Annotated in this window: 14 protein-coding genes; 6 read left to right on the top strand and 8 right to left on the bottom strand. The window is 58.5% G+C overall.

Features of this window, described 5'->3' with window-relative positions:
* On the top strand, positions 1-2,136 hold the full coding sequence (locus LHW45_01285; protein MCB5284217.1) for an aldehyde:ferredoxin oxidoreductase: 2,136 nt from the start codon (positions 1-3) through the stop codon (positions 2,134-2,136).
* A 48-nt stretch (positions 2,137-2,184) separates the two neighbouring features.
* On the opposite strand, the gene LHW45_01280 is transcribed toward LHW45_01285, so the two are convergent.
* Together LHW45_01280 and LHW45_01275 are read right to left on the bottom strand one after the other, a co-directional pair.
* Positions 2,185-2,898, bottom strand: coding sequence for a hypothetical protein (locus tag LHW45_01280; GenBank protein ID MCB5284216.1), 714 nt, complete (start codon positions 2,896-2,898; stop codon positions 2,185-2,187).
* On the bottom strand, positions 2,898-4,505 hold the full coding sequence (locus LHW45_01275) for a hypothetical protein (protein MCB5284215.1): 1,608 nt from the start codon (positions 4,503-4,505) through the stop codon (positions 2,898-2,900). Before LHW45_01275 ends, LHW45_01280 begins: the two co-directional genes overlap by 1 nt.
* 375 nt (positions 4,506-4,880) lie before the next feature.
* Between LHW45_01275 and LHW45_01270 the strand changes: the two genes are divergently transcribed.
* The 3 genes from LHW45_01270 (at position 4,881) to LHW45_01260 (ending at position 8,249) form a co-directional block, all read left to right on the top strand.
* Positions 4,881-5,534, top strand: a complete 654-nt coding sequence (locus LHW45_01270) for a hypothetical protein (GenBank protein ID MCB5284214.1) — start codon at positions 4,881-4,883, stop codon at positions 5,532-5,534.
* Positions 5,535-5,967: 433 nt separating this feature from the next.
* On the top strand, positions 5,968-7,773 hold the full coding sequence (locus LHW45_01265; protein MCB5284213.1) for a hypothetical protein: 1,806 nt from the start codon (positions 5,968-5,970) through the stop codon (positions 7,771-7,773).
* Positions 7,774-7,916: 143 nt separating this feature from the next.
* A complete protein-coding gene (locus tag LHW45_01260; GenBank protein MCB5284212.1) occupies positions 7,917-8,249 on the top strand; it encodes a hypothetical protein in 333 nt (110 codons plus the stop codon).
* A 1,213-nt stretch (positions 8,250-9,462) separates the two neighbouring features.
* On the opposite strand, the gene LHW45_01255 is transcribed toward LHW45_01260, so the two are convergent.
* The 6 genes from LHW45_01255 to prfB all read right to left on the bottom strand — a co-directional run bounded on the left by LHW45_01255 (position 9,463) and on the right by prfB (position 15,735).
* On the bottom strand, positions 9,463-9,681 hold the full coding sequence (locus LHW45_01255) for a hypothetical protein (protein MCB5284211.1): 219 nt from the start codon (positions 9,679-9,681) through the stop codon (positions 9,463-9,465).
* A 629-nt stretch (positions 9,682-10,310) separates the two neighbouring features.
* Positions 10,311-11,249 (bottom strand): DMT family transporter, encoded by a 939-nt coding sequence (locus tag LHW45_01250; GenBank protein MCB5284210.1) that lies wholly within the window; start codon positions 11,247-11,249, stop codon positions 10,311-10,313.
* 94 nt (positions 11,250-11,343) lie between these two features.
* Positions 11,344-13,071, bottom strand: coding sequence for a chitobiase/beta-hexosaminidase C-terminal domain-containing protein (locus LHW45_01245; protein MCB5284209.1), 1,728 nt, complete (start codon positions 13,069-13,071; stop codon positions 11,344-11,346).
* A gap of 5 nt (positions 13,072-13,076) precedes the next feature.
* A complete protein-coding gene (locus LHW45_01240) occupies positions 13,077-13,874 on the bottom strand; it encodes a phosphatidate cytidylyltransferase (protein ID MCB5284208.1) in 798 nt (265 codons plus the stop codon).
* On the bottom strand, positions 13,871-14,614 hold the full coding sequence (locus LHW45_01235) for an isoprenyl transferase (protein ID MCB5284207.1): 744 nt from the start codon (positions 14,612-14,614) through the stop codon (positions 13,871-13,873). The genes LHW45_01240 and LHW45_01235 overlap by 4 nt, the downstream gene beginning before the upstream one ends.
* 7 nt (positions 14,615-14,621) lie before the next feature.
* A protein-coding gene (gene prfB, locus LHW45_01230; protein ID MCB5284206.1) for a peptide chain release factor 2 occupies positions 14,622-15,735 on the bottom strand; the annotation gives its coding sequence in 2 pieces (ribosomal slippage) (positions 14,622-15,662 and positions 15,664-15,735; 1,113 coding nt in all).
* Positions 15,736-15,927: 192 nt separating this feature from the next.
* Between prfB and LHW45_01225 the strand changes: the two genes are divergently transcribed.
* The gene (locus tag LHW45_01225; GenBank protein MCB5284205.1) at positions 15,928-18,321 is read left to right on the top strand and encodes a sodium-translocating pyrophosphatase; all 2,394 of its coding nucleotides are present in this window, start codon (positions 15,928-15,930) and stop codon (positions 18,319-18,321) included.
* Positions 18,322-18,345: 24 nt separating this feature from the next.
* Complete coding sequence (locus tag LHW45_01220; protein ID MCB5284204.1) at positions 18,346-20,205, top strand: T9SS type A sorting domain-containing protein; 1,860 nt, start codon at positions 18,346-18,348, stop codon at positions 20,203-20,205.
* The last annotated feature ends 284 nt before the right edge of the window (positions 20,206-20,489 follow it).

Raw genomic sequence — 20,489 nt, 5'->3', positions numbered from 1 at the left:
ATGAAAGACAGGAACCTACTGGCGGAATTCAGATATGAGCTCAAGCCTGTGGACAAGGGCTACAACCGCCGCACCCTCTACGTGAACGTGGGTTCGAACCAGATCGAATCCAAGCCGGTCAGCCAGCAGATGATCGACAAGTTCGTGGGCGGCAAGGGTTTTGACCTCTGGCTGATGTGGCACGGGGTGAAGGACAACACGAAGTGGAACGATCCCGAGAACGAGATCTGCATTGGCTTTGGCCCGCTCTGCGGCAACACCAGCTATCCCGGCAGCGGCAAATCCATCGTCACCACCATCTCCCCCCTCACCGGCATCCCCGTGGATTGCAATGTGGGCGGCCATTTCGGCCCCTACGCAAAATTCTCCGGCTGGGACGCCATCGAGATCCAGGGCAAGGCGAACGAGGAAGTGATCGTTTTCATAGACGGAGACAAAGGCAGCGTCAAGATCCTCACCGCGCCTGACGAAGACACCAACAGCCACATTTTGGCAGAAGAACTGATCAAGGAATTCGCCGACAGCCCGGACGCCCACCAGTTCGTCTCCGTGGTCTCTTCCGGACGCGGCGCGGAACATGTTCCCATCAGCTGCCTCAATTTTTCCTTCTGGGACAAGCGCCGCCAGGTGGCCCGCCTCAAACAGGCCGGACGCGGCGGCACCGGCATGGTCTTCCGCGACAAGAACATCAAGGCCCTGGTGGTGAAATACAGCGGCCTCAAGGGCGACACCAACAACCCTGAAGACCTCGAAACCTTGCAGAAGACCGGCCTCAAGCTCCACCGCGAGATCGAGGCGGGCGACTCCAGCCAGTGCCACATGCGCGAAGTGGGCACCGCCCACCTTGTGGAGATCATGAACGACTACGACCTGCTGCCCATCAAGAACTTTAAATACGGCCAGGATGAGGCCTCCAAAGGCATTTCTTCCTGGGAATTCAAAAAACTCTTCACCCAAAACATGCCCGACGGCTGCTGGTATGGCTGCTCGCTTTCCTGCTGCAAGGCGGTGGACGGCTTCATCCCGCGCACCGGGCCCTACAAAGGCCAACCCGTGGTGGTGGACGGCCCGGAATATGAGACCGTGGGCGGCTGCGGCTCCAACCTCTGCATCTGGGACGCCAAGGACGTAACCGAACTCAATTTCTACTGCGACACCTACGGCATCGACACCATCTCCTTCGGCACCAGCTGCGCCTTTGCCATGGAATGCTTCGAATACGGCATCATCAACCAAGAGATCACCGGTGGCATCGACCTCAGTTGGGGCAACGCCGACGGGGTTTTCGAGCTGATCCACCAGATGGCCCGGGGCGAAGGTTTCGGAATGGTGGTCGGCCAGGGCGTGCGCAAGATGAAAGAGATCTTCGCCCGCGAATACGGCGGAGATCCAGCGCTGCTGCAGGACATGGGCATGGAAGCCAAGGGCCTGGAATATTCGCAGTACATGTCCAAGGAATCTCTGGCCCAGCAGGGCGGCTACACCCTGGCGCTTAAAGGGCCCCAGCACGACGAGGCCTGGCTGATCTTCATGGACATGGTGAACAACCACATCCCCACCTTTGAGGACAAGGCCGAAGCGCTGCACTATTTCCCCATGTTCCGCACCTGGTTTGGACTTCAGGGCCTGTGCAAACTGCCCTGGAACGACATCGAACCCGCCAACAACGCCGAAACCGACGAACCCGCCAAGGTACCGGAGCACGTGGCCAACTACGTGGACATCTATACCGCCATCACCGGCAAACCGCTGGACAAGCATGAGCTCATCCGCCAGTCCGAGCGGGTTTACAACTTCCAGAAAGTGTTCTGCATGCGCATGGGCAAAGGCCGCCGGATCGACGACGTGCCGCCCTACCGCGCCGTGGGCCCCGTAACCGAAGAGGAATACCTCTCCCGCCAGGAGCGCTACGACGGCCTGCTGCAAAGCAAACAGGGCATCGACCCCGCCGGCAAGTCCACCGCCGAAAAGATGGCCCTGCTGCGCGCCTATCGCGAAGACCAGTACCAGCAGCTCATCGACGCCGTGTACAAACGCAAGGGCTGGACCCCCGAAGGCGTTCCCACCCTCGAACACCTCCAAAACATCGGCATGGACCTGCCCGAGGTGCTGGAAGTGGTGAAGCGCTTCCTCTAGATCACCAATCCATCCAACGATAAAGACGCCGGGAGCGATTCCCGGCGTCTACCATTTCATGCCGATGGCGAAACCGTATGTGCCAAATATCTTGATCCCCTGGTCCTTGCCGTCGGCAACGCAGATGCCGATCTCGGGGATCAGATAGAATACACCGTATGTGGCCTCCACGTTAATGTTCACCTGCCCGTGCAACAGCGGTGAGAGCTCATACTCCAAAACGGTCTCACCGGAGTCAGTGTCCGTCCTCCAAAAATCCGTCCACTCGCAGTTCACCCCGGCCGAGGCGTTCAGGCTCAGGTTTCGCCAGGTATCCAGCGAATAGAGCACCGGGAGGCTGAACCCCATGACTTGGCAATGGTCCGTGGCGTAGGATCCCTGTTCCACCTTGCCTTGCGAAGCGATCAGGCTGGGCTTCACATTCAGGTGGTGCGGGCCATCCTGCCAGCACAGCACTTTGGCGTTCAGATCCCCGCCCAGATTATTGGCACCGATCAGTATGCTGCCTCCCAGCGCCAGCCTGGGATTGACCTTGAAACTCAACATCACGCCACTAAGATACCCAGCCACATTACTATTGCTCGAGGAGGACGGGACCATGATCATATATGTCGAGATCGCCGAGCCACGGATCAGGCACCAGTGTGTCTGCGTCATGGCGGAATCCAGGGTGAAGATCCCCACCTCGCCCAATGCCTGCAAGCCAACAGAGGGGATCGCTGCTGCGAGGCTCAAGCAGATGAGGATTAATGCTCTGTTCATCACCCACCTCCTGTGCTGGCGGCAAACGCGTTGATCCGGTTGCTTTCGAGCAGAGACTGGAATAATTCCCGGGAGAATCTGCCGAGGCCGCCAGGTTTCCTGATGGCGTTTATTCTGGCCAGGCTGGGAAGCCCGCCGCTTTCGCGGATGATCTTGTAATGACCCTGGCTGTGCAGGAATACCGACCTGTCCCAGCCTTCCCGGGCCGCGGGCGCCGCGAAGCTCAATTGCGTGGTGTCGCCGATCCTGGGCTGGACCAGATAGCTGTCGTCGCTGCTCAGCAGCATCCCGCTCACATCCTGGCCATCCTGGTCGGTGGCTTTGTCCAGCCTGAGGGTGGTCTGATGGAATTCCTGATCGGGCGAGAAGTCCAACCCCGCGTAGTCGATATACCAAAATCCAGCGCCATATTCCAGCTTCACTTCGATCTCATCGCCGCGGATGCCCCGCAGGTCCAGCGGCACCACCATATCCCGGTCCGCCATGGGCCCTGGCGCGGGGATGCGCTCAGCCAGTTGCCAGGCCCCGTCACGTTTTACGTACACAGCCAGGGGGATGTTTTGATCTGCGATCCACTGGGGGGCAAAGTCCCCGGCCTGCCGCGATTCGTACCAGCTGTCATAGCTGTCGCCGAACAAATCCAAACCCTCGCCGATGGTGTACTCCAGCCAGAAGGAGTTCCTGCCTCGCAAGACCAGTTTCGCAGAGCTCACGTGGCTCTCGTTGGCAAAACTCAGTTCCACGCCGTCCACGTTCATGTCCTTGCTCAGCAAATTTTCTCCCATGAATCTGGCTTCATCCCTTTCACTCAGCAGGGGCAGAACGTTGTTATATGCCAGAGACAACGCGGCCAGCGGCTGGGCGGCTGGTCCGATGGTGTGGAAGTTCCCCGCCTGATCGGCCAGAAGTTTGGTGCCTTGGGGATGGTCCACCACCTGCAGCTCAGCCAGGTTCGTATGCTGGATCTCCCGGGCTTCATTGGCCAGCTTGAGCAGATACAGACCGTCCTGCGACCGCAGGCTGGGCAGGGCGAGCCAGTCCTCGCGTTCCAGGCTGGGAAACACGGCCCCACCGTAGATCTCCCCCTCGAAGGCATAGCCCTCGCCGTCATAGGCGTGAACAAAGGGACAGGAGCTTGATAATGCCGCGATCACAAACAGAATGGCCAACACAAATACCAGGGCGTAGATCACACCGGCCACACCCAGGCCCACCAGGGTGGAGTTGAAAACCGATCTCCCCAGATCGAGGTCATACACTTCCAGTTTGCTGATCTGCGAGATGGGCAGCGCGAATTCCGAGGGCAGCGAGTCTGGAAAAGCCGCCTCCGGTTGCAGATAGGCCCGGATCATGTTCTTTTCCTGGGCGTATTGCTCGTTACCTCCCTTAAAAGCGGTGCCCTTCAGCGTGGTGCCGTCAAACTCGATCTTGGTCATGAAAGTGTGTTCATGCAGATTGTCGGGGTAGATCAATTGCAGCATTTTCCCGCTGAATTTGGGCGGATGGCTGATGGGCTGCTCAAACCAGCCATGATGAACACAGGAATTGATCAAGCTGGCTGTCAGGATGACCGCCAGCAGGCGGAATAGTATCTTGGACAGGCGCATGTCACCTCCCGCTCTGTCTGCCACTGGTCCCGCGCCAGCCTAGCCAGCGCTGCCAGTCCGGATCCATGCACCGCCGCGGCCAAGTCCCCCGCTGTATTCATCAAAGCTTTATCTGATGCGAGTTTCCAGCCCCAGCGAATCATACAGGGTTATTATGCACTTCCCACAAAATAGTGTCAAGGTATTTCTTCAGTTAATTTACATATTTTGTAGATTTTATGCCACACCACATGTGGCGGAATAACATCCAGATCTGCAAATCAGCCGCTGGTGAACAGGCTTGCCCAGCCCTTCCGAAACTACGAGGTGGAAATATCTTGACAGGAAGAGCGGTTGCGAAATAGCTTCAGCGCATAATCAGTTCAGGAGTTTTACATGCGCCGATTGTCATTGCTGCTCTTGGGAGGCTTGCTGCTGCTCGTTCTGGCCTCCTGCGACCTTCTCAACCCCGATGGGGATGATCCACTGCCCTACACCGGCGGAACTGTTTCCGAAGTCACTTTCGAGCTTCTGGGCCCCACAGAGGTCCGCCTCAACTGGGCGGAGAATTTCCCGGATGAAGACGGTTTTTTCGTGGACCGCAAGCTCTGGGACGGTGCCTGGGAACGCAAGATCCAAAGCGTGGCGGCCAACGCCACCACCGTGGTGGACACCACCGCGCAGCTGGGCAAGGTTTACTATTACAAGGTTTACGCCTTCAAGGGCGAGCAGGAATCGGTGGAGGAACAGCAGCAGTACAATTGTTACCTCCCCGCGCCCGCCGATCTGGATAATGATTACAGCTGGAGCCAACCCAACCGCGTGCGCCTGTTTTGGCTGAACAAAGCCGCCTGGGCCGACAGCATCGTGGTGGCCAAACGCCTCTCCGGCGAGCAGTGGACAGCCCATCTGGCCGCGCTGCCAGGCTCCGCCACCGAGTGGACCGATCTGGGCTATAACCACAGCCAAACCGTCACCTGGGGCTTCACCGCCTATTTCCAGGATCAGGTTTCGCAGCAGGCCACGCTCACCCTGATGCCGCCAAAATAGTCACAGCTTTGTCATTTTAGCGCACGCTGAAATCCAAGTCTTATGGAGGTTGCGCCAGCCGTAGCGCAGCGTTCCAATGCTACGTCCCGGCCTTCCGCATGATTGGCATCATGCGCCACGCGGTTCGAACCTGGCAGGGCGGACAGGACCACCCGGGTTTCCCCACCATAAGTGAACTTGAGCCTTATCTTTTCATCTGCGTTGATCCGCGTTTTCTTCCGCGAAATCTGCGTGAACCCTCTCTTTTGTCCCCATCATCGCTGAGCCATTACTTCTCAGTCCTCTGTGTCTCCGTGTCTCCGTGTCTCTGTGTTTACTTCATGCAAAGTTTCCTAACCGAACAAATCCCTTGACGAAAACTTCCCCGCCGTGAATCTGCTTCCGCTTGGAATATCCAGGCACCCAAAACACGAAGCTGATACAGGGAGACAAAATGAAGACCTTTGTGATCACAGTGTTTACCATGCTCCTTAGCGTTGCGCCCCTGGCCGCCATCGGCTATACCAGCGCCCTGGTGGAGACCGACCGGCTCTATGCCGAATGGCTGCTCGATTATATGGCCGAAGAGGAGGAAGCCAGCGGCGGCTGGAAATCCGAAACGGACGTCGTTCCCCGCCTTCCCGGAGCTCCCGGCGGCTACTACGCTTATCCCCAGGCGGAACAGCTCCAGTTGTCCATGCCGTCGCTCAACCCCCTGTCCGACACCACCACCAAGCTCATCTACAGCCTGATGGACACCATATTGCTGCGCTTCAAGCAGCAGCTTTTCATTTCCACCGTCTCCCAATGGCGCGACGAACTGCTGGTCTCGGATTACCGGCATCTGTTCCCCCATCTTTCCAGGTTGCTCACCAGCATCGATTCCGCCAGTTTCCTTTCCACCTACGACCTCTGGAAATCCGCCATCGACCGCGACCTGCAGGAAGCCCCGCTGGGGGTGCTCAGCTATTCCGTGGAACTGCTGGATGAGGCCGGGAACGTCCCGCCCGCGGAGATCTCTGTGCTGCGCGAGCTGAGGGACCTCCTCGACGACGCTTACACCTACCACAACGTGAGCAATCTGGACGAATTCATCCTCGTCTCCACCGCCAGCCAGACCCAGCGTTCCCAGCTTTTTCGCCTCATCGGGCTCATCGCCAAGAACATGCTCAACGCCGAGGGCGAACTGGCCCTGCCGGAGCTCCGGGAGCGCCTCTATGAGCCCGGCTGGAAAGAGATCTATCTGCAAACCATCGCCCGGGATTATCATAACCTCCACCTCAACGGCGATTCCCTGCGCGTTACCGAGGCCAATCTGCGCTATTATCTGGATTCCTGCGCCACGGTCTCTGAATTCTTTGCCGCCCTCGATCCCGCCGCCAGGACCGGGGAAATGGATTCCGAGGATTGGCTGGGCCTCTATCTTTCCACCGCCGACAAGCTGCTGGTGCAGTGCTCGAACCTCATCCCGCCTTCCCAGAACGACTGGAACGATTACTACCGCCTCTTCACCCGCCACCGCTTCGAGATCGTGGGATTGGCCCGCCTCATCGACTCCCATGAATACAAACCGCTGCTGAACTCCGTGCTCACCAGTTCTGTGGACATTGCCCGCGAACAAGGCCTGGTAACCGCCTCCCAGAGCCGCTTCATGAACCTGATCTCCACCCTCGCCCTCACCGGTGAAGCAGACAATGTGAACTACCGCGACCTCATGAACTCCGTGCTCGAGCCCGTGGGCAGCTATGCCTACAAACGCCAGGCCAGCTTCACCGTGGCCCTCAATTCCTATCCCGGCCTGGCCGGCGGAGCGGAAACCCTCAGCGGCGATATCCGCGATTCCAAAGCCGTGGGCGGCCTCGCCTGCCCCATCGGGCTCGAAATCAACTGGGGAACAGGCATCGCCGGACTGCGGGGCATCTTCATCTCCGCTTTCGACCTCGGCGCCGTGGCCACCTACCGCTTTTCCGCCACCGACGCCTCCTATGCCAATTCACCCCAGATCGGTTGGAAACAGCTCGTCTCCCCGGGCTTGTACCTCCTCCTCCAGCAAAAGAGCCACCCCGTGACCCTGGGCCTGGGCATGCAACTCACCCCCGAACTCCGCAAGCTCACCAGCGATTCCACCGTGTCCGCTAAAAACGCCCTGCGCATAGGCGCTTTCATAAGCATGGACATCCCCCTCTTCACCCTCTATGTGAAGCACGACTGGCGGACAAGGCCCAGACGCGGAGCCACTGCCACCATCCGAAACGAATGAACACCTGGCAAGGGAGAAAGGGGTTGGAGTTCTTGGAAAATGGAAGATGTACCTAAATCCGGCTCATTCCCGCACCGCCTCCTCCGCCGCATGCCAGCATCCGTTTATGTTGATCCCCCCATATATAGTGGGTAACAACTGATGTGTTTGCCAGGAATACTTTCGCCGCCCAATGCCTCTACCTCTGCGATTTCTACGTTGCCAACACCATCCCCTTCCTGGAGATCGTAAGCGAGCAGGATAAGCTGTCCGGAGAGAGGAAGATAGTTGAGATCCTCGTGAACAAATACAGCGGCAAAGCGCTGCATTCAACCCTGCTCAATTCAAGCCATATGAAGAAGAGGGAATTCAACGAGTGCATATCCTGCCTTCTTGAGAGGGAGGCGATAACCGTTGAAGCATACAAAATGAACAATGGCAGATCAGGCAAAGCCCACTTACTGTCTGACTTAATCAAGAACTCGTGGTGTAATTAAATAAGAACAGGGAGGGGAAACCCTCCCTTTTTTTATACCAACTGCAGTTGGTATAAAGTTGGTATAATGCCCTGTTATCCTTTCTGCGTAAGGGATACAGGCCTATTCTTTCACAATTCACCCCCCTCTATTACATGGAAATGATAGGGTAGCCAAAGTAATAATATAATATATAATCATTATATATTATATATTTATATCTATATATTATGTATATAGTTAGCATATGCTATCCCCTGCACTAGGTGCCACCCCCTCCCAGATATATAAGAGAGCCCCAATTTGTGAAAGAACTCCCTGTAATGCAGTCCCATAAAGAGTTTCAGGTGCTTATACCAACTTTATACCAACTGCAGTAGGTAGAGTATTTGGAAAAGTAATTCGTGCCGGTTCGTGTCATTCCGGGGTGGGGGCCCCGGAATCCAGAAACAACCTTCACCCGGCCCCGCCGTGTCATTCCGGGGTGGGGGCCCCGGAATCCAGTTCTTGTCTCGTTATGGATCCCGGATCAATGTCACCTCGCGGGCTCGGTGACGTCCGGGATGACGTATGTTCGGAATCCAGCCCCTTGAGGGCGCCAGAACGATAGCGAGGGTGTGAAGTGACCGGGGCCCCCGCGGAGGAGCGAAGCGATGCCGTGGGGTGGGAACGCAACCCCTCGAACCAGTACCAAATCCAATATCTGAGCCCCTTGTGGGCGACATACCCCAAATCACCTGTTCTGTCGCCTCTGCGAGGCTTTTTTGTGGCCATATACGAGGGGCTACGCTTCGCTCCGCGCCGTCGCTATCGTTCTGCCGCCTCTGCGAGGCTCTTCTCTGCCAACCACCCGCCCCAAACTGTCATTCCGGGGAAGTCGCGTCAGCGACATGGGCCCCGGAATCAACCCCTTGCGGGAATAGCCCATCCCAGACCAAGTATGAAGCGGGATCGATCCAGACGCAGTCTGAATCGACACCCTCCCAGGGCATTTCCCGGACCGCCTGGATTCCGGGACCCCGCGTGCTGGCGCACGCCTCCCCGGAATGACACCGCGGCAGAGCCATCTAGTATAAAACCCCCGGAAGGTCGACCTCCAGGTCGACCAAAAGCCCGCAGGGCTTTGTGAAAGGGCAAAAGGATCGCTACACCGGAGCGGGGTTAACGGGGACGTTAACCTTCCAGCCCCGCGTGCTGGCGCACGCCTCCCCGGAATGACAAACGTCCACATCCCTCATTTTATCCTGCTGATCCTGTCGATCCTGTCATCCGCGTTCCTATTATTCTCTTTTTTTCTGATCCCATTTTCTCTTTTTCCGCGTTTTTCCGTGACCAATCCTTCGTGCCTCGAGATAAATCTCGGGCACCCAACAAGCTGAAGCTTATGGTACATAACTCTGTCCCTCTGTCTCTCTGTTTTTATAAATCCCATTGATCCTGTCGATCCTGTCATCCGCGTTCCATTCAATCCGCGTAAATCATAATCATCCGCGTAATCCGCGTTCTATTATTCTCTTTTTTTCTGACCCCATTTTCCCTTTTTTCGCGTTTTTCCGTGACGAATCCCTGTTTTGTTACCCACTATTAGTAGAGGGAATCTTTCGCGTATCCGGCAAACATCCCCTTAACAACTCGTTTACTTCCCACTGCCGCAATGGGATGTTAATGGGTTGTTCCTGAGATGTGAACAGGCCAGACCCCAGGCTGAGATCATCGGCGTAACGCAAAACAGCATAATCCAACACTGAGGCACGGAGACACGGAGAGAAGAGGAAAAGGTGGTGGTTGGTCTGCTCACAGCGAACGCAGCGAGCATGGACGACAGGCCTCGGGGAAGGATTGTTGGGGGGATCTGCTGGCGTCGATGGTCCTGCGTCTCTCGACGCCAGCGGGAAGCTGATGTTTCAATCCGTAAATCCGTTCAATCCGTAAATCCGTATGAAAATGCGAGTACCCAGCTATGCTGTTGTCGAAGCCGTGCCTTGGTCGACGAGGACGTCGACCTTCCGGGTGCGTCCGGGGGTAAGAGATGGTTGTTTCTGGATTCCGGGTCAGGCCCGGAATGACGTTGGGGGATGGATGCTATGCTGTAGTCGATGCTCCCGCGCCGCTCGACTCCAGCGTGTTTTGGGGGCGTTTCAGCAGACGCGAGAGGGTGAGTCCAGCCACGATCACGAGGATGGCCGCGAGCTGGAGGGGGGCGAGGGTTTCGCGGAGTAGGAGCACCGCCAGCAGGGAGGCAAGGACGGGCTTGAGGAAGAAATACATGGAGGCCGGGGCGGCGCCGAGGCGTTTCATGCCCTCGAAGAACATCAGGTAAGCCAAGCCGGAAACGATAGCGCCGAGGTATAGCATGATGGCCGCCGAGCTGATGGAATGGGGGATGAGCAGCGGTTTGCCGGCCACGGCGCTGTATAGGAAGAGGACGGCCGCCCCGCCGAGGAAGGAAACGCTGTTGGTGAGCGGGTTGCCATGGCTTTGGATGAGGCGTTTGGTGAGCACGGTGTAGAGCCCGAAGGTGAGTGAACATCCCAGCCCAAACACGATGCTGAGCGGGAGGTTCAGGTATCTGGCGCTGCCGAAATCGCCTTCGCCGAGGATGAGCAGGGCGATCCCGCCCAAAGCCAGCCCGAGGCCCAGAAGCTGGGACAGGAAGAGCCTTTCCCGCAGGAGAAGGAGGGCGAAGAGGCTCACGAAGAGGGGGTTGGAACTCACCAGCACGGCGCTCACCGAAGCTTTGCCGTAGTAAACCGACATCTGCAGGAATAGCATGCTCACGCAGACGTTGAGCACGCCCAGCAGCACCATTTGGCCGAGGTCCGCGGGCCGCGGCCGGCGTGGAGCGGCCTTCAGCGACCGCAGGGCAAAGGGGAGGATCACCAGCCCGCCGATCAAAAACCGCCAGGCCGTGAGCGGATAGGGCGAAACGCCGGGGCCGAGGGCTTTGCTGCCCAGTTCGATGGTGGACCAGAACAGGATGGCCAGAAAGGTGAGCAGATGAGCGGAGGAGCGTGAAGGCATGGCTTTGTCAAAAAAGGCCGGGCAACCCGCCGGGATATCCGGCTGGCCGTCCGGCCCCTGTATCAGTCACCTTGAGGGTGGCTGGTTTGACTTCTTATTTCATCAGCACCATTTTGCGGGTGGATGAATAGGTCCCGGAGAACATGCGGTAGAAATAGACGCCGCTGCTTACGGCAAGTCCGTTGTTGTCACGGCCGTCCCACTGGACGCTGTGATTTCCAGCAGCCTTGGTTTCCAGGTTCCAGGTCTTCACGGCCTGGCCCCTGTGGTTGTAGATGGTGATCTGAACCGGATCGGCCTTGGCGGTGGAGAAGGAGATGGTGGTGCTGGGATTGAAGGGATTGGGATAGTTGCCCAGCAGCTGGGTGGGGGTGGCGATGTTGTCGTCGTTGGCCACTCCGCTCCAGTCGGAAAGGGCGCGGGCGGTAACCTGCGGGGTCTGGTTGTACTGGTTCACCAGCACCCAGATGTTGAAATTGCCGGTGGGGATGGCTTCGCCGATATAATCCACATCGTAGAAAGTGGTGCGGAACACAACGGAGCCGGTGCCGTCTTCCAGGGTGTAGTTCTGGCCGGTGGCGAAAGTGCCGGTCTCCACGAAATGGGCGTTGGCGATCTTCACCAGGCGGGCCTGGTAGGAGGCGACGTTGGCGTTGATCTGGGCGATGGTCACCACAGGCGGGGAGATATAGTTGTTGGTGGAGCTGGCAGGGCCGGGATCGGCCACGGGGGTGAACTGCAGCATGTTGTTGTAAAAGGCGATGGTGCCGGTGAGCCCGGTGATGCCGTCCATGAGGTTGTAGGTGGTGGTGATCACACCGGCGGTGTCGTCGATGAGGATGCCGGCTTCAAAGTCCTGCACGTATTTCTGGTGGCGGAAGCTTTGCTGGAAAGTGAGCATCACTTCGCCGGCCACCATGTAAACGGTGCCGTCACCGGCGGTGGCGTTGCGCAGTTGGGTCATGTTCTGCACCACCTCGGGGAAGATGTAGCTGGCGGTGGCCACATAGCTGGGGTCGAACCCGGTGGCAAAGGCGATGGCCTTCAGGGTGGTGTTCGTGCTCAGCGGGATGGGGTTGGTGTATTGAGTGGAAGTTTCGGTGGGGGTGCTGCCGTCGGTGGTGTAGCGGATGGTCGCTCCGGCGGTGGCGGAGCTGATGGATACGGATATCGCCTGGCCATAAACTCCCGCGGGGGGATCAAAGGTGGGGGTGGCGGCATTTTCGGATCCGCCGGGATCGAAGGTGTGGGCTCCCAAGTCTTCAATGTAGTCGATGGGATGCACGATCCATTCGGAGTTGTCCATGTTGGTTCCGGCGCCGGCGATCCAGTCGGTGTTGCCTTCGGCGACGTCAGGTTTGCGGATGAGGGTGTGGTTGAGGGTGGCGCCGTCAGTGCCGGCCACGGGCCAGGCGGTGCCGGGATCGGTTCCCAGAACGCCGATGATGTCAACGAGGGTGTCGCCGTGGAAGAGGCCCAGGCAGTCGTTGCCGTTGAAATAGGTAACGGTGTGGGTCATGTCCGCGACGCCCAGGATGGTGGCGTTGGCGGCGGAGTTGGCGATCACGAAGACGTCGTTGTTGGCCAGGGTTCCGGAGAGGGTGACGCTGTTGGTAGTGGACCAGGTGGCGGACCCGTTGGAGGCCAGCTTCATGGTGTAATTGGCCAGATCGACCGCGGCGCCTGTGCCGTTGTAGATCTCGATGGCCTTGTTGTTTGAGCTTCCCTCCACATATTCGGAGATGAAGAGGTCGGCCGCCTGGGCGAACATCAGGGAGATGAATCCCAGCATCAGAAGGGGCAGTAGTGTTCTTTTGGTCATGTTTTTTACCTCACTTGTGTTAAAATCAGCATGGCGCAATATAAAAAGGACCCAGCCAGCAAAATGCTGTCGCTGCGATCCAAAACTCCGCCGTGACCGGGGATCAGATTCGAACTGTCTTTCACCTGGCAAAAGCGCTTCAGCGCGCTTTCCGCCAAATCGCCAAGCTGGCCGACGATCCCGGCCGCGAAAGCCGTAAGCAGCAATACTGCCAAATCGTCGTACAACCTCGCAAAATATAATATAATCACTATCACAAAGGGGGCAAGCGCTCCGGCGATGAAACCCTCCAGCGACTTGTTGGGGCTGATCTTCACGAGACCGCGCCGTTTTCCCCATTTCATGCCCACAAAGTAGGCCAGGCTGTCGGCACACCAGATGAGGACCACCAGCCCCAAAAGGAGGCGGGGCTGGCTGTGCTCCAGTCCCAGCCTCACGCAGAGGGCGGGCAGGAAGGCGGTGTAGAGCACACCAAGGATTTCCAGGGTGGCCAGGGGCACGGAAGTTTGGGGGTCCCAGCGCAGCAGGATCTCCAGCCAGGCCAGCAGCAGCAGCGCCCAGAGAGTGATCAGCTCAAAACCCGGCAGCAAAACGATCTGGGCGTATGAGGCCAGCGCGATGGCGATCCACAGCCAGGAAACGGGATATTTGGCCCGGCGCAGCATGGAGATGTATTCACCGGAGCCCAGCAGCACCGCGGCCGCGAAAAAGACGATCAGCCAGGGCCCGCTGAACCACAGCGCGGCCAGGATCAGGGGGATGAAGACCACCGAAACACCGATCCGTTTTTGCAGCTCGGTCATGAGCTCTGAACCCCTCCGAAGCGGCGTTTGCGGCCCTGATAATCCAGCAGGGCGGTGATGAAGGCGGCTTTGTCGAAATCCGGCCAGAGGGTTTCGGTGATGTAGATCTCGGCGTAGGCGCTTTGCCAGAGCAGGAAATTGGAAATGCGGCTTTCGCCGCTGGTGCGGATGATGAGGTCCGGATCGGGCTGGCCGGCGGTGTAGAGATAGCGGGAGAAATCCTCCGGAGTGAGCCTGGTGACGGCGGCCGGGTTGTTGGCGTTTTGCTGCACAAGCTTTTGGATGCCCTCCACGATCTCGGTGCGGCCGCCGTAGTTGAAGGCCATGTTCACCGTGAGGCCGGTGTTGTGGCGGGTGATGGAGGCGATCTGCCGGATCTCGGCCAGATAGGCGGGATCGAGGCGCGCTTCGCTGCCCAGGATGTTCACATGGATGTTCTGGCGGTGAAGTTCGGGGATCTCTTTCACCAGAAACTCCTTGAGCAGCTTCAGCAGGCCCTGCACCTCCTCTTCCGGGCGGCTCCAGTTCTCGGTGGAAAAAGCGTAAAAGGTGATGCAGCCCAGTTTCAGCTCCACCCCCAGCTCCACCACCTGGCGCACGGCCCTGGCGCCGGCGCGGTGGCCATACATGCGGGGATGGTGTTTGCGGGCAGCCCAGCGACCGTTGCCGTCCATGATGATGCCCACGTGGGCGGGCAGGCGGTCCGGGTCGAGGCGGGGCATCAGCTTTTTATAGTTCACGCGGCGCTCACTGCATCCTTTGCTGGGCCTTGTATTTCAGCCAGGCGTAGATGAAGCCGTCGAGGTCGCCGTCCATCACGCGGTCCACTGTGCCCACCTCATGCTTGGTTCGCAGGTCTTTCACCATTTGGTAGGGCTGGAAAACGTAGGAGCGGATCTGGTTGCCCCAGCCGATCTCGCTTTTGCCCGCCTCCTCCTTCTTCTTCTCGGCCTCGCGCTGCTCCTCGTAATATTGGTAGAGCCGCGAACGGAGGATGGCCAAGGCTTTTTCCCGGTTCTGGATCTGAGAACGTTCGTTTTGGCAGGAAACCACAATGTTGGTGGGCAGGTGGGTGATGCGAACGGCGGAATCGGTGGTGTTCACGTGCTGTCCGCCGGCACCGCTGGAGCGGTAGGTATCGATCTTGAGGTCCTTGGCGTCGATCTCCACCTCGATGTCGTCCTCGAACTCCGGATAGACATAGACAGAGGCGAACGAGGTCTGGCGCTTGCCCTGGGAATTGAAGGGTGAGATGCGCACCAGGCGGTGGATGCCGATCTCGGCTTTGAGCATGCCGTAGGCGAAGCTGCCGGCTATCTCCACGCTCACGCTTTTGAGGCCGGCCTCCTCCCCGGGCAGGGAGTCGATGATGGTGGCGGAAAACTTGTTCTGCTCTGCCCAGCGGGTGTACATGCGCAGCAACATCTCGGCCCAGTCCTGCGCTTCCGTGCCTCCGGCCCCCGCGTGGATGGTGAGCAGGGCGTTCTCTTCGTCATACTTGTCGTTCAGGTAGCACTCGATCTCGGCTTTTTCGATGAACAGCCTCTGATCCGGCAATTCTGCCACGGCTTCAGCCAGCAGCTGGGGATTGGGGTCTTCGTCCAGCAGCATCAGATAGGCTTCCAGATCGCCCTTCAGGGCTTCCAGGGCGCGGATGTGGGCGATCTCTTCGTTGGCCCGGCTGAGCTGGCGGGTTACCTTTTTGGCCTGGTTCTGATCATTCCAGAAATCCGGCTGGTTCATCTCCTCCTGGAGGCGGGCCACCAGGGCCTCTTTCTGCTCCAGGTCAAAGTAACCTCCGGATCTCGGATATCTGAAGGATCAGGGCGTTTGCTTCCTTGCGGTAGTCTGTATATTCCATGAATGTGTTTCCTGCTTGCGTCGAAATAAAAAAATCTGTCGAGGCATTAAATCTTATCGGGCCGATTTTGTCAAATCTTTTGTTGGAACTCAGAATTTCATTGACAAATAGGCGGCATCCCGTAAAAAAAGCGCGTTTCTCGAACAAGAACGGATTTTTCCGCAAACCACAAACCAGACTGAGGTGACGAATATGATTCCTGTCCTATGGTATCTTGCCCCGGTGGGGGCTGTATTGGCGCTGATCTTCGCGGCAATATTCTTCTATCAGGTGAAAAGGGCAAATCCCGGCAACGCCCGGATGATCGAGATCGCTTCCTACGTGCGTGAGGGGGCCTTCGCCTACCTGCGGCAGCAGTACAAGGGGGTGGCATTTTTCTTCCTGGGCGCTTTCCTGGTTTTCCTGTTCATGTCGCAGGTGCTGCACGTGCTGCACTGGCTGGTGCCTTTCGCCTTCCTCACGGGAGGTTTTTTCAGCGCCCTGGCCGGTTTCGTGGGCATGAACATGGCCACCCTGGCCTCCAACCGCACCGCCCAGGCCTGCTCTGAAAGCCTCAACAAAGGCCTCAAGATCGCCTTCCGGGGCGGCGCCGTGATGGGCCTCACCGTGGTGGGGCTCGCCCTGATCGACATCTCCGCCTGGTTCTTCATCCTCTATAAACATCCCGCTTTTGAACTGCACCAGATCACGGTGATCATGCTGAGTTTCGGCATGGGCGCCTCCACCCAGGCCCTTTTTGCCAGATTGGGCGGCGGCATCTTCACCAAAGCGGCCGACGTGGGCGCGGACCTCGTGGGAAAAGTGGAAGCCGAGATCCCTGAAGACGACGTGCGCAACCCCGCCACAATCGCCGACAACGTTGGCGACAATGTGGGTGACGTGGCCGGCATGGGCGCGGACCTCTATGAAAGCTACGCCGGCTCCATCCTGGCCACCGCGGCTTTGGGCCTGAGCGCCGTAACCACTTTGGGACCGGCATTCAAGGACCAGCAGATAAACTTTGTGATCGCGCCGATGGTGCTGGCCGGGATCGGGGCGCTGCTCTCCATCCTGGGCGTGTTCATGGTAAGCACCAAGGAAAACGCCGGCCCCAAGGAACTGATGTTCGCCCTCAATAAAAGCGTTTACGGAAGCTCCATCCTGATCGCCATCGCCTCCTTTTTCATCACCCGCGAGCTGCTGCCGCCGGATTACTGGTTCGGGGTCTTCATCTCCACCGTTATTGGCCTGGTCTGCGGGATCCTGATCGGCCTCTTCACCGAGCGCGATACCTCACACAGTTACAAGCCCACGCGCGACATCGCCGCCCAAGGCAGCTACGGACCCGCCACCGTGATCCTGGAAGGGATCGCTGTGGGCATGCGCTCCACTTTGGGGCCGGTGCTCACGATCGTGGCCGGCATCCTGATCGCCTTCATCTGCAGCCACGGCTTCCAATCCATCGAAATGGGGCTCTACGGAATCGGCTTCGGCGCCGTGGGCATGCTGGCCACGCTGGGCGTAACTTTGGCCATGGACGCCTTTGGCCCCATCGCCGACAACGCCGGCGGCAACGCCCAGATGTCGCACCTGCCGGACAACGTGCGTGAAATGACGGACAACTTGGACAGCGTGGGCAACACCACCGCCGCCACCGGCAAAGGCTTCGCCATCGGCTCCGCCGCCCTCACCGCCATGGCCCTGCTGGCCGCCTACCTGGAAGAGGTGCGGGCAGCCCTGATCATGGCCGGAGGCAAGGTGGGACAATTCATGCAAATCCACTACACCAGGGACATCGTGGAGCACGTGAAGGTGGAAAGCGCCACGGTGATGGATTTCATCAACTTTTACCAGATCCACGTGCTCAATCCCAAATTTCTGCTGGGCATTTTCATCGGCGGCATGGTGGTCTTCGTCTTCGCCGCCCTCACCATCAAGGCCGTGGGCAAAGCCGCGGGCAAGATGGTGGCCGAGGTCCGGCGCCAGTTCCACGAGATCCCCGGCATCCTGGAAGGCACAGGCAAGCCGGATTATTCCAGCTGCGTGAAGATCGCCACCATCGGCGCCCAGCAACAGATGCTGCTGCCTGCCGTGGTGGGGATCGTAACCCCCATCCTCACCGGTCTGGTCTTCGGCGTGGCAGGCGTTTTGGGCGTTCTGGCCGGAGCCATGGTGAGCGGCTTTGTGCTGGCCATCATGCTCAACAATTCCGGCGGCGCTTGGGACAACGCCAAAAAATACGTGGAAACAGGCGAACACGGCGGCAAATCGTCCTCCGTGCACAAAGCCACCGTGGTTGGCGACACCGTCGGCGATCCCTTCAAGGACACCGCCGGCCCCTGCATCAACATCCTCATCAAGCTGATGAGCATGGTCTCGATCGTTTTCGCAGGGCTAATAGTGAACTATTCCCTGCGCGTGGAAAACATCCAGCCGCCCTTCACAAAACACGGAGTGGAGCTGGACACGCGCAACCAGATCGTGCCTGCTGGCGCTGACGGCCAGGCCGCCGACCCCTGCGCGGATTGCCCCGAAGACTGTCTGGACCGCCAACCCGCGCAACAGGCCAACTCAGACCCTGTGGCTCTGCCGCAACCAAGCGAATAAACCTGATACCATGGAGATAAGAACATGAAAAAACTAAGCCTCTGCCTCGTTTTGATCGGCTTCGCCCTGCTGGGCGGACTCTTTGCCCAGAACCGGGAAGTCTGGATCGAGGAAGACTTTTCTTCCGGAACCTTCCCTCCCGCGGGCTGGACCATCAGCAACAACGCCGGCAACTGGAGCCTCTTTGCCGGAGCCAACGCCGGCGGAACCACTCCGGAACTGCGTTTGAGCTGGAGCCCGCAGTTCAACGCGGCCTCCTACTTCATCTCACCCAGCCTGGACACCAGCGGCGAAACCACCATGTACTTGGATTTCCGCCATTTCGTGGACCACTACAGCACCCCCTACACCATCGGCGTGGCCACCCGCTCCAATCAGGGCGCTTGGAACGTGGCCTGGAGCATGAATCCCACAGCCAACGTGGGACCTGAGCTGCGCACCGTGGCCATCGACAACACCGACGTGGGCTCCACCGATTTCCAGTTCGCCATCTTCTTCAGCGGCTCGTCTTACAACATCGATTACTGGTATATCGACAACATCAAATTCTATACCCCCTTCTTCAACGATCTGGGCATCACAGCAGCCAACCTGCCCGCCCAGGTGGACGCCGGAACCAGCATAAATCCCTCCTGCACGGTGAAAAACCTCGGCCTCAACCCCCTCACGGCAACCGTCTCCCTGAACATCTACCGCGGCGATGAACTCCTCCACAGCCAGATTGATTATTTCTCTGCCTACCTGCAGTCCTTTGAAACAGCCACCGCCAACTTCACGGCTTTCATTCCGGCTCTTGCCAATGAGCTCTACCGCTTCGAATTCGGCGTGACTTCGATTGAAGACGTGGTGGATGACGATCCGGGCAACAACGCGCTGACGGCCTTCGTGAACACCTGGACCACACCCCGCCAGATGGTGGTGCTGGAGATCGGCACCGGCGGCTGGTGTCCCTATTGCCCCGGCGCGGCGATGGCAGCGGATGATTTCATCGACGACGGCTACAACGTTGCCGTGATCGAGAACCACAACGGCGACCCCTACGCCAACGACACCTCCAACAACCGCAATGACTATTACGGCATCAGCGGCTACCCCACCGGCTTTTTCGACGGCGTGCTCAGCCATGTGGGCGGCAGCAACAGTTCCAGCATCATCGGAAGCTACTTGCCGCTCTATAACCAGCGCAATGCCATCAAAACCCCGCTCAACCTCCATATCTACGGCGAAGAAACCCGAGAAAACTACGAGATCACCATCCGCGTGGAAAAACTGGCCCCGCTGCCCTATGAGAACCTTGTGGCTCATCTGGCCATCACGGAATCCGACATCGCCTACAACTGGCAGGGACAAAACCACTTCAATTTCGTGAACCGCATGATGTATCCGGATTGGAACGGCACCACAGTCGATCTGGTCAACGCTCCTCTGGGCTTTACTGACGTGGAGCTCTCCATCGTGAAAGACCCAAGTTGGGTGGCCACCAGCTGTGAATTGGTGGCCTTCATCCAGAATCTGGACACCAAGGAGATCATCCAGGGCCAGAAGATCATGATCTTCAACCTCACCGCGCCGCCCGTGGCCAACGATGATCCCGGCCTGCCCGCGCTTCAAACCAGCCTGGCTGGCATCGCCCCCAATCCCTTCTCCGAAAAAACCAGCATCAGCTACAGCGTGAAGGAAAGCGCTCCCGTGAGCCTGGGCGTGTACAACCTCAAAGGCCAGCTGGTGAAAACCCTGGTGGCCGAAACCAAGGCCGCCGGCACTTACCAACTCAGCTGGGACGGCCTCGACGCCAGTGGAAACCAGGTTGCCAACGGCGCTTACATCCTTCGCCTCAGCAGCGGCCAGGATGTCTCCACCCGCAAACTCATGCTGATCAAATAAGCCCGACAGCTGTTTTATACAAGGCCGGAGCGACCCTCCGGCCTTTTGTTTGGCTCTCTTTCAAATCGGGTGGGTAAAGCCCCATGCGTAATACGTTGGCGTGAGAGTGCAGCGCCTGGGACCTTGTGGAGGTGCGAAACGGTGCCCTCTGGCCATCAAGGCCATTTCCCGGGTCCCGGACGCGCCTCCCGCCTGATCGCCGCGTTTGATGCGATGATCAGGCGGGGGGCGTGGGAGGGGGATGGAAGCAAGCGCTCAAGGCGTGACTGACAGGACATGGAGGT

The organism is Candidatus Cloacimonadota bacterium (genome assembly GCA_020532085.1).
Classification (GTDB): Bacteria; Cloacimonadota; Cloacimonadia; order Cloacimonadales; family Cloacimonadaceae; genus Syntrophosphaera.
The sequence above is the reverse complement of the archived record's forward strand: the minus strand, read 5'-3'. Positions and strand labels throughout refer to the sequence as shown.